Raw genomic sequence first — 14,411 nt, 5'->3', positions numbered from 1 at the left:
TCATCCCTCCTCGTCATCGCGGGGCGTTCGTCCGAGAGCCTTGTCCAGGAGGGTCTTCGGCGGGTCAAAGGGGACGCGCGCCTCGTGAGCGACATCGAGGTTGCAGGCCGGTCGCGGCCGATGGGCGTTCTTCACCGGATCGACCCGGTGCAGGGCGAAGCGTTTGCCCTCGTGTTCAATCCAGGGCGGCTCGGTCGGCGTGACGAGGCACCTCGACACCGTGACGAGGCGGCCGGCGAGGAAGCCGAGATCGGTCTCCCAGTCCTCCCCATCCATCGAGAGCGTGCTGTCACGCCGCACGCGCCGGCGGGCCTGGGCCGTGAGCGCGTCGCGCAGCTTCCGCTCGTCGAGGTCGTCGGTGACGTGGGGATACTCCTCGTAGACCTGCGCGGGGGACTTGCCGAAGAGCGCCGCGTGCGGTGTGCGGTGATAGTGCTCGTCGACCCATGCGTAGAGCCGGACGTTGAGGTCGTGGAGCGACCCGAGCGCGCCGGTAAAGTCCAGGCACCTCTCGCGCAACGTCCTCCAGAAGCGCTCCATCTTGCCGCGCGCGGGGGCGTCGTACGGGCGGGCGTGGATCAGGGTGGTGCCGAGTCGCTCGCACGCAAGGTGCAAGGTGTGCCCGCGGTAGGTCGAGCCGTTGTCCAGGTAGAGGGCGTCGGGAGCGCCGTGCTTGCGCAGCGCCCGGATGAAGAGCGCCAGCATGTCGACCTCCCGCTCGGCGCTCATCGCCTCGAGCGCGAGGATGTACCGCGAGGCGTCGTCGAGCAGCGCGTGAATGCGCACCGGCGCCGGGCTGCCGTTGACGAGGATCGGCGACGCGTGACACACATCGCCGTGCCACAGGGCGCCGGGATGCTCGGCCTGCCAGCGCAGCCGCACCTTGCCGCCCGGGCGATCGCGCAGCGCGACGCGATCGAGGTGGTGTTCGGCATACAGCCGTCGCACCGTGGTGGCGGATATGGCGCCCTTGTCGATGCGGCCCGCCGCGATCAGGGTGTCGAGGATGAGCGAGACCGAGGCGCTCGGGTGCTCCTCTCGGATCTCGAGCAGCATCTGCCGTTGCTCGGGGGTGAGCTCGCGCGCCCGCCCCTTGTCCTTGCGGGGCTTGGGGCGTAAGCCCTCGAGACCTTCGGTCTTGTACGCGTAATACCAGCGCTCGAGCGTGGGGACGGAGTAGGTGCGCGGAGAATGGGCGCGTGGTGGGCGAAACCGCTGCTTGCTCAGGTCGGCGAGCGCTTCGGCGAGCTCTCCGCGGTCGAGCTCGCGGTGCATGAGCGAGCCGATGATCTCGCTGCGATAGAGCGCCACCGCTTCGGCGTGGTCCTTCGGCTGGAGGGGGTCTTGCACGTCGTGTCCTTTCCGCGCCGGTGACACCGCACCGGCCGCACAGCCATCCAAGCGCAAGGCGCTCCGCCGACCGAGGATCCAACCGGGTGGGGTCCGGCATGAGCTCGGCGAGCGGGCCGCTTGCCATCACGCGGCCCGCACGGCGCCTGCCATGACGGCGGCCTCGGGGACCTCGGCCGCAAAAGGCGCCATCGCGACGAGCGTCATCGCCGCCCGCTCGGCCCGCTGCCGCAGCGATGCAGCGAGGGGACTGGGGCGGACCGCCGCAAAGAGGCGCCTCTGGTCGATGGCGCGTAGCCAGCGCCGCACGGTCACCCAGCTGTCAGCATCGAAGCTGGCGGACCAAGGGCTGACGCGCCGCCGCACCTCGATGAGCGCTGCACCGGCGACGCCGACGAGCAGCAGGGCCAGACCGATCGCCGTCGCGGCGAAGTGCCGTCGCGGTGCGACGCCCCGCGGCACGACCGTGATCGCGGCGCTGCAGCGGCGGCATCGATAGCGGCGCGCCTCGATCGTGACGAGCCCGCCGCGCTCACCGGCAGCCAGCGGCCCGCGCACCTGCCGCGACCGCGTTCCGTGACCCCACAGCCCCAACCCGCCCCCCAGCGGGCACCCCGCCGCGCCGCAACGGGGGCAGCGGGCTGGCCGCGCGCGGTCTACGGTGGGCGGGGAACCAAGCCAGCCTTTGACATCGAGGTCCAAATGGACGATCTGTTGAGGGCTCCGCTCTTTCAAGCGATTCGGAGCACGACGGGAGGGGGCACGCGGCCAAACGAGCTCCTCCCGTCGCCTATTTTGTGGCCGGCGCCGCGCCGATGCTCCACTCCTGCCGCTGACCTACTCCGTTCGTTACGCCGACGGGCGAGGAGTCGTGCTGGTAATTTTCGAGAGGAGAACGGAATGCGCGCTCCCTCTTTTCCTGTGCTCCTGGATTCGACCAGCGCGTTCGTGCTCGGGACGAGCTACAATGAGAATTTCATCGGACTCGGCGTAATGCATGGCCGGGGAGCGCTCCGGCAACTTGCTGCCCCCGGACACCTCTGTCATCGCGTCTGATCCGCCTCGACGATGGTGTTCTCCGGTGGGTCGAGCGCCCCGTCATCAAAGAGCTGGATCCACAGGCGCACCATGGGCATCAACGACGGTGCTCGGTAACACCCAGGGCACGGTACTTTCCTGGGGTGCCTGCCTTGGGGATCAACACCCGTCGGACAGGGCTCGGGCGGAAACGGTGAGCTTTGAGCTCCTCGCGCAGTGTCTGCACGAAGGACTCGTCGCCACCGCTCGTTCGTCCGAGCTTGACCACCGTGACACCGTCGACACCCGCCGTGCGACTCCCGCGATTGCGGGCGACGCGATGGAAGGCGCATCGCAAGGTGCGAGGATCTGTAACGAATCCCCACAGCTTACGAAAGACGTAGTCCAGATCGTCTCTACTTCGCCGGTGAAGCTCGCGTTGGACGCTCCGGAGCCAGTCCTGATCGGACTGAGGCGCCGCATACACGGCTTTCTCCGGCGCCATACGCGTTTCACCCATGGACTGCCTCCCTTTGCCATGTGCGCGGCTTTCCCGCGCTCCGACTACTACGGAGGCTCCGCCCCCCGGACGAGACATTGCCAGACCTGGTGGCTTGCTGGCGCTTCCGCCAGCGCTCGGCTCGGGGTTCCCGTGTTCACTGCCCTGACCCGTGGTGCTGTAGGTGGTCGGCTTTGCCCCTGGCAGCGCGGACCGCTTCCCCCTTCGAGGCTGGGGGGCGGCATGCCCATACCGGGCATACCCAGGTGCTTTCAATTGGCTACCGGGCTCTGGCTGCAAACCCGCACGAGGCGGGGCATCCTTCCGTACAGAGGGTTCTAACACCGACTTCGATTTGCCTGGACGACGGTCCATGCAGTTCTCACCTTGGCACCTGCGGTCACCGGCCTCGGTCGCCGAAGCTTCCTTCGCCGGCTGTTTACGCCGCTCGGCTGTTGCAGGCCCCCGTTCCAGTCTCCGGGGACGTTCGCGGCGCCCTTCTTCACCCAGCTCGACCTGGGCGAGGGGGACCCCTTGCGGTCCCCGGTCTTGGCAGCGCCTCACGGCGCACGTTGAGCAGGATGTGGAGATGATCGAGCGTGTCTTGGTGGAGCAGGTGCGCTTCGTCCAGCAGAAAGACCGGATGGATGCGCTCGCGACCGAGGGTCTCGATATGCGCGCTGACAGCGTAGAAGACGGCCGCCGCGGTCGCAGCGGGGTTGAGGCCGAGGGCATGGCAGAGCTGGCGATAGAAGTCGCGGCGACCGAGCGTGGCGTTGTGGCAGTAGGTCAGCCGGAAGCCTGCCTGCGGCAACCGATGACGCACTGCCCGCAGCACACACGTCTTGCCGGCACCGGGCTCGCCGACCAGCAGCACTTGGGCGTGCTCGTGCACGGCCTCGCACACCTCTTCGACGAGCTGCTCCTTGGAGGGCGGCAGCCACAGGTCACCGTCCTGGATCTCCTTGGAGAAGGGGGCGGCGGAGAGGGTGAAGAAGCGGACGTAGGACTCGCTCACGGCTCACCTCCGCGCTCGCTCGTGTCGGCGCCAGTGCCCATCGAGCGGCCGAGCGGCCGCGCGGGGTTGAAATCCACGGGGCGTGTCGGCTTGTTCGCCGCAGGCCCGCCGCACGGCAGCCGCTTGCGCCGTGCGTTGCGCTGCGGGTCGACCGGATGCAGCACCAGGCGCTTGCCCTCGTGCTCGACCCACGGCGGCTCGTCGGGCGCGACGAAGCACCGGGCGACGGAGACGAGCTGGCCAGCGAGGTAGCCTTGATCGAGCTGCCAGGCGACGCCATCGACAGAAACGATGTTGTCGCCCGAGACGCGGCGTCGGGTACGCTCGGTGAGCGCAACGCGCAGCGCCTTTTCGTCGACGACGCCCGCCGCGACGGGGCGAGCCGCATAGATCTTCGCCGGGGTCTTGCCGAGCAGGCCCGCGTGCGGCGTCGGGTGGTAACGCCTGTCGAGGAAGGCGCGGAGGGTCGTGTTGATGTCGACGAGCGACGCCACGGCACCGAGGTAGTTGAGACACCCTTCGCGCAGCGTGCGCCAGAAACGCTCCATCTTGCCACGCGCCTGTGGGTCGTACGGCTTTGCGTGCAGGAGCGTGATGCCGAGCCGCGCGCAGGCGGTTTTGAGCACGTCGCCGCGGTAGGTGGAGCCGTTGTCGAGATAGAGCGCGTCGGGCTTGCCGTGGCGCCGCAGGGCGTCGACGGTCACGGCGAGCATGTCGATCTCCTTCTCGGTCGTGTGCGCCTCGAGCGCCACGACGTAACGAGAGGCATCGTCGAGCAACCCGTGGATGCGGAGCGGCATCGCTTTGCCGCCGACGGTGCAGCCGGTCACGTGGCAGACATCGCCGTGCCAGAGCGCGCCGGGGCGCTCGGCTTGCCAGCGCAGCCGCGTCTTCGACTCGCCCTCGGCGCGCGCGGCGCGGCGGCGGAGGCCGTGCGCGGCGTACAGCCGCCGTACGGTGGGCTCGGAGACCTTACCCACTTCGAGTCGCCCCTCGTCGACGAGCGTCTTGAGGATGAGCGGCACCGAGGCGTCGGGATGCTCGCGCCGGATATCGAGCAGCAACGTGCGCAGCTCTTCCGACAGCTCCTGCGCGAAGCCTCGATCGCTGCGTGGCTGCGGGCGCAGGCCGTCGAGGCCAGCGGAGCGATACGCATACAGCCAGCGCTCGAGCGTGGGCACCGAGTAGGTGCGCGTGTTGTGCGCGCCCGGCGGTCGAAACCGCTGCTCGCTGAGCGTGCGCAGCTCGGCGGCGAGCTGGCCGTGGGTGAGCACGCGGTGCATGAGAGGGCCGATGATCGTGGCGCGATAGAGCGCCACGGTCTCGGCGTGGTCGGCGGGGCCGAGGGCCATTCGGACAGGTCCTTTCTGCGCCTTGCTGGCGCGCGGTCCTTGTCCGGGATCGACGGCGTTTTCGGCAGGGATCCTCTCAGGTGGGCTGTACGAAGGGGTCTCCTTGGGGGCAAAGACCATCACGCCGCACGCGCGGCGCCGAAGAAGGCTCGCTGCTCGAGCGGCAGCGCCCGGGTCGTCGGATCCGCGCTTGCCGCGAGCGATGCTGCGACGGTGGCTGCGCTCTTTCGGAGCGAGGCGGACGGGCCTGGGTCGGGGGCATCCGCAAACAGACGTCGCTGCGCGGCGTCGCGCGCCCACCGGCGCAGCATGGCCCAGCCGGCGACGGCGCTGTCGCCGAGGATCTTCGCCGGGCCCACGCGCCGACGGACCTCGGCCGCCCTCGCGAGCGCCAGGCCCCAGAGCGCGAGGGCGAAGCCGATCGCGGCGCCGCTGTACACGCGAAGGCCGAGCACACCGCGAGGAACGACGAGGAGCACAGCGCCGCAATCGAGGCAGCGGTAGCGGCGGGCGGTCACCGAGAGCACCTCGGGGGGTCGGTCCGGGCTGGTGGGGCCCCAGACCTGCCGCTCACGCCTGCCGTGGCCTTGGAGCCGGATGGCGCCGCCCAGCGGACAGCTCGCAGCGCCGCAGACGGGGCAGCGCGCAGGCCGCGCTTCGACGACCGAGGGCGGCTGCTGCTGCCAGCGCTTGATGTCGATGGCGCTCTGGATAACACTGCGACCGCTTCGATTCCTGAGCACAAGAACCGGAGCACGACGAGGAGGCTGTCCGCCAAGATCAGGTCTCCTCGTCGCCTATTTTGTGGCCGGCACCGCGCCGCTGCTCCGCTCCAGCGGCCGGCCTACCCCGTCGTGAGGCAGGCGTGGGAGCGACAAGGGGTGGTAATTTTCGACCGCTGGACGGAAGTGCCGCGCTCGCGCGGGAAGGGTTTCGCTGAGCCGACGCAACCGTGCTCAGGGGGCTGCGATGAGAATTTTGAGGGTCTGGACGCAATGCGTGCGTCACGGCACTCCGGAGTCGTCCTCCCAGGTTGCGTACGCGGAGCGAGCACTCTCCTTGATGGCCAGCCTCGTTGGGCGGAACCCCTCACCCTCAAGCATCATGCTCGCTGCGATGGGCTGCGGCATCGATGAGAGCGCGCGGTAACAACGCGTCATGAGCCTTCTTGTGCATCTCGCCGCCCCTCGTGTCACGCGCGCCCGGGACCGTGGAACAGGTATCGGGGAACGTGGACGCGCGGCCGACGTCGTGCAGCTCCAGGCGCACGGCTGTCAGCGCGCCGTCAACGCAGCTGGCCGACGGCGGCGCGACGGGCCGCGCTCGAGGGCCCAGCAAACGCGCTCACACTCGCACCTGCGCTCCCCTCACCGGTGGGTGAAGCCAGCGATGAGGGCGCGACGGGAGCTCGCGTAGCGTGTCGAGCGCGAGGTGTCGCGCTCATGCCCGCCACCCTTCGACTTGACGAGCTCTAGCCAGCACGCTCGAGCGCGACGGCTCGCAGCGCGCGCCAGATCGGTTCCTCCTCCTTGAGGACGTCGTCGGCACTCTCGCTGTCGGGGTTCGAGCTGCACGACGTCGCCCGCGCGCGGCCGTTCCGCGGGCGGGCGCCTCCTCGGAGCGCGCCGTGAGGCAGGTCGCGGGGACCGCGCGCTGACGGACGAACGCCTGGGGCTGCGCACGATGCCGCCCGTGGAGCAGCGTCGCCCGCCTGCGCGGCCCGCCGACCGCGCGTCTGGCCGTCGACGGCGCGAGGGTAGCTGCTCCCCTACCACATCCGAACCTCCGTTGTTGTGGTGTTTCGGGATCTGGACGGAGCCTGCACGAGAGCCCGTGAGGAGGCCCGAAAAGGTAATTCTGACGACCCGGTATCTCATCGCGAGTTACCGGGATCTGGTCAGGTGTAGAAACCGCTCTGGTGACGCGCAGTTAGACCGCTTCGAGGGAGCTCCCGGGGGGCCGATTTGGGGGGGTGCGAAGGGGGTCGATTTGGTAATTTTGCGCGGGTCGGCTGAGGGTCTCCGGCGAGCCGCCGACGTCCGTTTTGTCGCATACCTAGGCAAGGGCGGCGCGCGGCGGGCACGACCGCGGGGCGGCCCGAAGAGCGCGGCGTGAGCTCCTCCCGGCGGACGCCGGGGCGGCCTGGGCGTGGAGCCGAGCACGCGGCGGGGCGCGAACTCGGCGCACGGGGCCGCGGAGCTCGTCCAGGCGGGCGGCTCGTGCAAGGCGGAACTCGCCCAGGTGGACGCCAGCGCGGCTCGCGGCCGCGGCGCTGGGCGAGGCCCCGCTCGACGGCCGGGCCGTGGGATCGCCGGGAGGGGTCACCCCGCACACCGAGGTCACCTGATCGGGCCCCAGCGAATGCCAGTCAGGTCACGGTGACACGTGAGAACCGGCGTCCTCTTGGTCACACGCTACATCAGACTTTAATGCCGTCGCCCTCGCCAGGAGCCGACTCTTGTACTGTGCTTTAACGCTCTTTAAAGTTGAACGGAAAATGAAGGCTTCGCTCTGGCAGGTTTGTGGTTCGGTGCTTTTGTAGACGCATGAGCTCGCGGCGCTGGTACGAGCTCGCGTGCGGAGTTGTCCGCGCGCCGAGCCACGTCCTGGAAGAGTGTTTCCAGATGAACAAGCAGACCCGGTGCCACCTGCGCGCGATCGCACGGCTGCACCCCGAGATCGGCAACCTGTGTGATCAGCTTGAAGCGGCCTGGAACGCCGTGCGAAGGATCGCGCACGCGCCCGGGGCGGCGGAGCAGTGGGAGCGCGCGGCGCAGGTGCTCGGTGAGCTCGTAGAGAAGCGCCGGGCGACGGCGCCGCGCCGGTCGAGGCTGGAGGCGGCACGCCTGGAGGCGCTGAAGCGAATGGGACCGCCGATGGAGGGGGGAGGAAAACTTGCAAGCAGCCTGCGTGCCGCGTGGGAGGCGGCGGAGCGCGGGACGCCCGCGAGCTCAAGCCCACGTCCGAGCGATCGAGAAGCGGCGGTCACGGTTGCGCACGAACCCAACACGGATGGAGGTATGGCATGACACGAGCGGCTCTCGCGCGTGTATCGGCACCGCTTGCTCTTCGTCAGGCTGGTAACGGCACGCGCGCCATCGACAGAGCGAGCCTGGAGACGCCCACCGGCGGATGGTCCAGCCCGAAGGTGATCGACCAGCCAGCGACGGCGACGGCAACCGCAACGCTCGCAATCCCGCTGGCTGGGCTGACGATCACGGCGCCGCAGCCGGAGATGCTCTCGCAGAAGAACGTCGAGGCGGTCACCGGCATCCCGGCGCGCATCTTCCTCGACACCATCCGCGCGCCCGGCTTTCCCCTGCTGATCACCAAACTCGGCAAGTTGCGCCTGGTCCAGCGCGAGTCGTTCGTTGCGTACCTTAGGGCGCTGGCCAGTGAGCCGGCGTCGCGTCGCACCGCCGAGGCGGATGAGAACACTCGAGTTGCCGCCGTGCTGGCCTCTGCCGGGCTCGAACCTGTTCCGCAGCCGCCCACCGGCCGAGCGAGCCCCCGTCACGCAGATGCGAGGCGTGCTAGGCTGGCGCTGAAGTAGAGCGGGCCCGCTCGGCGCTACCAACGCCGGACGGGCCCTTGATCGACCCCCGCTTTCCCGGAGACCGACCCATGACCGACGTACCGCAGCGGCGGGCGCGCGCCAAGCGCTCGCCGGCAGTCGCTACCTCGTCCGTTCCTTCAGCCGGATCGACCGAGCGCCGCGCACGTGCGAGCCGCCCCGGCGGGCGCGCCTCGCCGCCGGAGGCGGGAGCCGCGCCCCGTGCGAGCTTACCGGGAGCGTCGAGCTCTCCAGAGCGCCCGCAGGGCACCGCGCCATCAGCGGCAGGCGACAAGCGCGCCAACGGCTCCGGGTCAGTCCGGTTGCGCAGGAACACGTGGACCGCGCGTCTGAGCCTCGGCGAGGCGGGGCGACGCACGTTCAGCCTGCCGATGTGCCGGACCGAGCACGACGCCAACGCGCGGCTGGAAGTGTTGGCCGAGCTCAGCAGGCACCTGCTCGCTGCCGGGCAGATCGTGCTCGGCCTGCCGCTGCTGGAGCAGGCTGCCGCGCGCGAGGGCAGCGCGCTCCGTGACGTCCGGCTCGCGATCAACCACCTGTGCAGGGGCGAAGCGCGCGCCCGTGCCTCCGGGGAAACGACCTTCGCCGAGTTCGCTGAGCGGGTTCTTTCTGGAAAGCTTGCCGAGCAGTATCCGGACCATGTGAAGGCGATTCGGACAGCCGATAAATATGAGCAGAGGCTGGGCCACGTGCTCGACGTGCTAGGCCCCGTTCCCCTCGTGCGCTTCACACTCGACCATGCCGACCACGCGATGTCACGGCTGCCGGCGCACCTGGAGCCCGGATCGCGCCGGAATATTGCGATCGTCATCCATCGGCTATTGTCACTGGCTGCCTATCCGGCGCGCATCATTGCGCACAACCCGCTGCCGCGCGGGTGGATTCCGAAGATAGAAAATAATAAAGCAAAGGGCTACTTGTACCCTGACGAGGATCAGCGCCTCATGAGGAGTCAGATGGTCCCGCTGTGCTTCCGGATCTACTATGGCTTCCTCACGCGCGAGGGCATGCGAGCCGACGAGGCCGGAACTCTCGAATGGTCGGACGTCGACCTTGACCGGGGAGCCGTTGTTCTCGATGAGAACAAGACCGATGACCCCCGCGCCTGGGCACTATCGCCTGATGTGGTGCGCGCGCTTCGTGCTTATCGCGAGCTCTGGCCGGACAATCGGCGTGTCTTCGTCGGGCCAAAGGGGGACCCCTTGCCGGGTTGTCACGGGGCCGAACGCTTCAGAGATCACCTCCAAAGCGCGGGAGTCGATCGACCCGAGCTGTTCGAGACCACGGAGTCGAGGCTGAACATCCGATTGCACGACACTCGAGCGACCTTCATTACCATCAACCAAACCGAATACAGGTAAAGTCACAAAGGATTCAACCCCCAGCGAGCTGCCGGTCGTTGCCGCAGAGGCGCTGCTGGCGTTGGCACGGTGGCTGCGTGCACAGTCGAGCGACGCGCCGCGTGAGCGGCGAGGTCCGGGAGGGACGGTGCCACATGCCCCAGCAGAGGACCACCGAGGAGCATCTGTGGGCGGCGCTGACGCGGGACAGTCAGGCGCAGCTCGTGAGCGTCCTCAGCAGCATGCTGAGCCGTTGCCTGGCGGCGCGCCAGGAGGCGGCCGATGACAACCATGGCAGGGTCCTGCACGAGCATCGAGGCGCGCCCGACGAAGCTCAGCAGTCGCCACCTCGATCGGCTTGCGGTCGTGTACATACGCCAGTCATCGGTGTACCAGGTCCAGCACAACCAAGAGTCGACACGACTGCAATACAGCCTCGAAGCGATGGCGCGGGGGCTCGGCTGGCAAGCGGAGCGGATCCTGGTACTCGACGAGGACCTCGCAACCTCGGGGGCTTCGGCGGCGGGGCGCCACGACTTCCAGCGGCTGTTGGCCGAGGTCGCTCTGGATCACGTCGGGATGATCCTGGGCGTGGAGATGTCGCGAATCGCACGCTCGAACAAGGACTGGCACCAGCTGCTCGAGCTATGCGCTCGCTTCGGCACCCTCATTGCAGATTTGGACGGTCTCTATGACCCGTCGCAATACAACGATCGACTGCTGCTGGGGCTGAAAGGGACGATGTCCGAGGCCGAGTTACACATCCTGCGTCAACGGCTGCTCCAGGGCAAGCTGCAGAAGGCGCGCCGTGGAGAGCTGAGCAAGCCAGTGCCCTCGGGCTACCTGCTGCAAGCCTCCGGCGAAGTGGTCCTCGATCCCGACGAGTCAGTCCGGGCGGTCGTGCGCTTCATTTTCGAGCAGTTCGAACGCCTCGGCAATGTGCGTGCCGTGCTGTGCGCGATGGTCGAGCAGGGGCTCCAGATCGGCGTGCGTCGTCGAACCGGGGCAGACCGCGGTGGCCTTGAATGGCACCGTCCCCATCGTGGCATGGTCGCGAACATACTTCGCAATCCGATCTATGCGGGAGCCTATGTGTATGGGCGGCGCAGGATGGACCCACGTCGGCAACAGCCAGGCCGCCGCGCTACGGGGCGCACGCCGCTCGTGGAGCCAGCGGACTGGCAGGCCTGCGTCCGTGATTGCCTTCCGGCGTATATCAGCTGGGAGCAGTTCGAGCGTAACCAGCTTCGCCTGAAGGCCAACCGTACGCAGGCGGCCTCGGGCGCCGTGCGGCGTGGGAGCGCCTTATTGCAGGGGCTCGTCAAGTGCGGGCGCTGCAACGTGCGAATGTCGGTGCAGTACGCCTCATGCAAAAAGAACGGACGCCTCTACCCGCGTTACGTCTGCAACGACGAATCGATTCACCATGGTGGTCGGCTTTGCACCAGCATCTCAGGCCCGTGTGTCGATCGGGTGGTTACGGCGTTGGCGCTTTCGGCATTGACGCCGGCCGCGCTAGAGATCAGTCTGCGGGTCCGCACCGATCTCGAGCAGCAGCGTGCGCAGCAGGAAGCCCTCTGGCAGCAGCGCCTCGAGCGTGCACGCTACGAAGCAGAGCGCGCCGCTCGGCAGTATAGGAGCGTGGAGCCAGAGAACCGGCTTGTAGCCCGCACGCTTGAGCGAAGCTGGGAAGACGCGCTCCGCGCCGAGCGCGAGTTGCGCGAAGCGTACGAACGGCACTCTCAGCAGGCGCCTCAACACCTGACGGCCGAGGACCTCGCCGCTATCCGTGCCCTTGCCACAGATCTGCCTGCGCTTTGGAACGCGCCCACAACGACGGTCATAGAGCACAAGACTGTGTTGAGGCTATTGATCAATCACGTGGTAGTCACGACCGAAAACGACACGTCGTGGATGGATCTCATCGTGCATTGGGTCGGTGGGCACCAAACATATCAGCGCATCCGCCGCCCCGTTCACAACCTGGGCAAGACGGGATACAAGGATGCGCTTATGGCGACGATCTACGACCTGCGGCGCAAGGGGCTCACGGCAGAACGGATCGCCAAGCAGCTCAACGCAGACGGCTGGATCACTCCGACTCAGCAAAACCAGTTTAACGGTCGATTGATCTTTGCGATGCTGTCTCGCTACGGCGCCGTCCCGCGGGGGCCCAAGCCGCCGCCGCGGAACGCCGAAAACGCCTGGTGGGTTGCGGACCTGGCTCGCGAGTTGAAGATGCCCGTTGTCACCCTGCATGGGTGGCGCCGCCGTGGCTTGGTGCAAGCTCGCCGGATCGAAGGCCAGTGGGCAGTAACCGCCGACAAGGTGGAGCTACGACGGCTCCGTCGACTCCGTCGTGAACACCCTCTACCGCCGAGCAGGAAGGCCTCGAAAAGAATGTGACAGGAGTTGCATCATGCGTGGTCGATCACCATCAAGCTCGCGAATGGTCGCACGGAGACGTGGATCTCCGACCGGACCGGACACAAGTCGAGCGGCCAGATCCACCACTACAAGCGCGCCGCGCGCAAGATCGCCGAGCTTGGGCTGGGCGACTTTGCCCCCCTGGACGAGGCGATCCCCGAGCTGAGAGGAAAGGGCGGCTCGGTAGGGGGAGGCCAACCCGCGTCCCCTGGAGCAGACACGGGCTCGGTAAGCGCCGAAGCTTCCGCCTCCGGCGCGCCGCCCGGTCAGACGCCGCCCCCGGGCGAGGTCCCCGCCCCCGCCACGGCGGACGCTGGCGCCATCACAGGCGGTTCGTTGGGCCCGCGTTGGGCCACGCCGGAAGACGACTCGGCTAAGCGTCAGTCGGAACCAATTGAAATAATAGACATTTCTGCCGCTGACGCCTCGGCGCCGGAGAGATCCTCGCGGAACATCTCGACGAGGGCGTTGTGCTCGAGCGTCGGCATGACGCTCGGCCTCGAGCACGCCCCATGCCGGCACGAAACGCCGGGAAAATGCGAGCAGAGCTCCAGCTCAGGGGGTGGCGGCGCCATGGCGGACGCAGGCGGCCAGCGACGCCGGCTGGGAAGCGGACCCCCTGTGCGGCAGGCGAAGAAACCTCGCCAAGCCTTGTCTGTGCCTGACGATTTGCCAATCTGCTGCGGACGCCCGACCGAAGCGAGGAAGGGGCGCACGTCTGACGTCGAGGCACCGGACGGAGAAGAAGAAGAGCCAGTGGGTATGGACTCCGGGGCGCCCCTCGACGTCCGAGATCAGCCCGCTGCTGGATTCGCCGGCGCCGAACGCGAAGCGTTGGTGGTGGCGGAGCTGGCCCAGATCGACTTTCGGTGAAAGACCGGTCGAAGAGGGCCGAATAGTTCATGGCGGCGGTGTCCGGATCGCGCGTAGTGAGCGGATGCCAGACGACGCCCGCGGAGGATTCGGCTGAGCTGTCGGTCACGACGACGATCGCACCGGAGGTCATCCGGTGCCGTATTGAGATCTCCAAGGCCGTGCTCTAGGTCCAAACGGCAGCATGTGGAGCGCACCCGCCAGGGACCGGTGGCAAAGAAACGAGGGCTGTCATGAGTAGCCGTGCACAGGTGCTATTTCAGGTGGGCGCGTGGGCGTGGGTCGTCACCGGGATCGGGCACCTCGCGATCACCGCGCTGCTGCTCCGTCGCCCCGCGCCGCCCGCCGCAGAGACCGCGGTCCTCGGCGTGATGCGGGCGCACCGGATGTCCATGATGGGGCTGTCGCGCGACCTGCTCGGCCTCTTCAGGGGGTTCAGCGTGGCGATGGGCCTGGTGCTCGCGCTGCACGGCGCCGTCTGCGTGCTCGCCGCGCCCGCCCTCGCCGCGCTCCCTGCTGTCGTGGCGCTGAACGCGGCGGTGTCGCTGGCGCTGCTGGCCATCGCCGTTCGCGCGTTTCCGCCGCCGCCGATCGTGACCATGCTGGTCGCGACGGCGTGCTTCGGCGCGGCGCTCGTGGTGCGCTGAGCGCGCGGGCGAAGATAGCCCATAGCCCATCGCAGTGGCCACGAGCGGCCCGTCGGACGAACTGTTGCGGCATCGCTCGTTCAGGTTCCGGCGGAGGGCGCCGCAATCGCGAGGCGGCGGCCGGCAAGCTGGGGCGTGAACGCAGTCCCTTCGGCGCGGCGCCTCCGGCTCCTCGTCCGCCGCGCCCCCTCCAGGCGCCCCACGCCCCCCATGCGGCTCTCGCCGCAATCGACGATCGTGGCAATGAGTGGGCGGTTACGGCGCGACGGCGAGCCGACGCCGAACCCCAGCAACCACGGATGGCGAGGACGCGG

At 68.4% G+C, this 14,411-nt stretch carries 10 protein-coding genes; 5 read left to right on the top strand and 5 right to left on the bottom strand.

Translation table 11 applies throughout. From position 1 onward, the window contains the following. The 5 genes from WME97_RS40195 to WME97_RS40175 form a co-directional block, all read right to left on the bottom strand. Entirely contained in the window at window positions 1-1,350 is a 1,350-nt protein-coding gene (locus WME97_RS40195; protein WP_437543653.1) for a helix-turn-helix domain-containing protein, read from the bottom strand. 126 nt (window positions 1,351-1,476) lie between these two features. Continuing rightward, the gene (locus WME97_RS40190) at window positions 1,477-1,908 is read right to left on the bottom strand and encodes a hypothetical protein (protein WP_437545645.1); all 432 of its coding nucleotides are present in this window, start codon (window positions 1,906-1,908) and stop codon (window positions 1,477-1,479) included. 1,460 nt (window positions 1,909-3,368) lie between these two features. Beyond that, complete coding sequence (locus tag WME97_RS40185; protein WP_437325350.1) at window positions 3,369-3,884, bottom strand: AAA family ATPase; 516 nt, start codon at window positions 3,882-3,884, stop codon at window positions 3,369-3,371. Then, on the bottom strand, window positions 3,881-5,236 hold the full coding sequence (locus WME97_RS40180; protein ID WP_437545643.1) for a DDE-type integrase/transposase/recombinase: 1,356 nt from the start codon (window positions 5,234-5,236) through the stop codon (window positions 3,881-3,883). Before WME97_RS40180 ends, WME97_RS40185 begins: the two co-directional genes overlap by 4 nt. 119 nt (window positions 5,237-5,355) lie before the next feature. Then, window positions 5,356-5,979 carry a hypothetical protein gene (locus WME97_RS40175; RefSeq protein WP_437545641.1) on the bottom strand — a complete coding sequence of 208 codons (624 nt, stop codon included), beginning with the start codon at window positions 5,977-5,979 and terminating at the stop codon, window positions 5,356-5,358. 1,803 nt (window positions 5,980-7,782) lie between these two features. Between WME97_RS40175 and WME97_RS40170 the strand changes: the two genes are divergently transcribed. From WME97_RS40170 to WME97_RS40150, 5 genes are all read left to right on the top strand, one after another. Beyond that, entirely contained in the window at window positions 7,783-8,265 is a 483-nt protein-coding gene (locus WME97_RS40170; RefSeq protein ID WP_437545639.1) for a hypothetical protein, read from the top strand. Beyond that, window positions 8,262-8,789, top strand: a complete 528-nt coding sequence (locus WME97_RS40165) for a hypothetical protein (RefSeq protein WP_437545637.1) — start codon at window positions 8,262-8,264, stop codon at window positions 8,787-8,789. The genes WME97_RS40170 and WME97_RS40165 overlap by 4 nt, the downstream gene beginning before the upstream one ends. A gap of 71 nt (window positions 8,790-8,860) precedes the next feature. Next, entirely contained in the window at window positions 8,861-10,171 is a 1,311-nt protein-coding gene (locus WME97_RS40160) for a tyrosine-type recombinase/integrase (RefSeq protein WP_437545636.1), read from the top strand. 261 nt (window positions 10,172-10,432) lie between these two features. After that, the gene (locus WME97_RS40155; protein WP_437545634.1) at window positions 10,433-12,556 is read left to right on the top strand and encodes a recombinase family protein; all 2,124 of its coding nucleotides are present in this window, start codon (window positions 10,433-10,435) and stop codon (window positions 12,554-12,556) included. A 1,127-nt stretch (window positions 12,557-13,683) separates the two neighbouring features. Further along, complete coding sequence (locus WME97_RS40150; RefSeq protein WP_437545632.1) at window positions 13,684-14,097, top strand: LIC_13387 family protein; 414 nt, start codon at window positions 13,684-13,686, stop codon at window positions 14,095-14,097. Window positions 14,098-14,411: the final 314 nt, after the last annotated feature.

It is taken from the genome of Sorangium sp. So ce367 (assembly GCF_051520455.1).
Lineage (GTDB): Bacteria > Myxococcota_A > Polyangia > Polyangiales > Polyangiaceae > Sorangium > Sorangium cellulosum_B.
The sequence above is the reverse complement of the archived record's forward strand: the minus strand, read 5'-3'. Positions and strand labels throughout refer to the sequence as shown.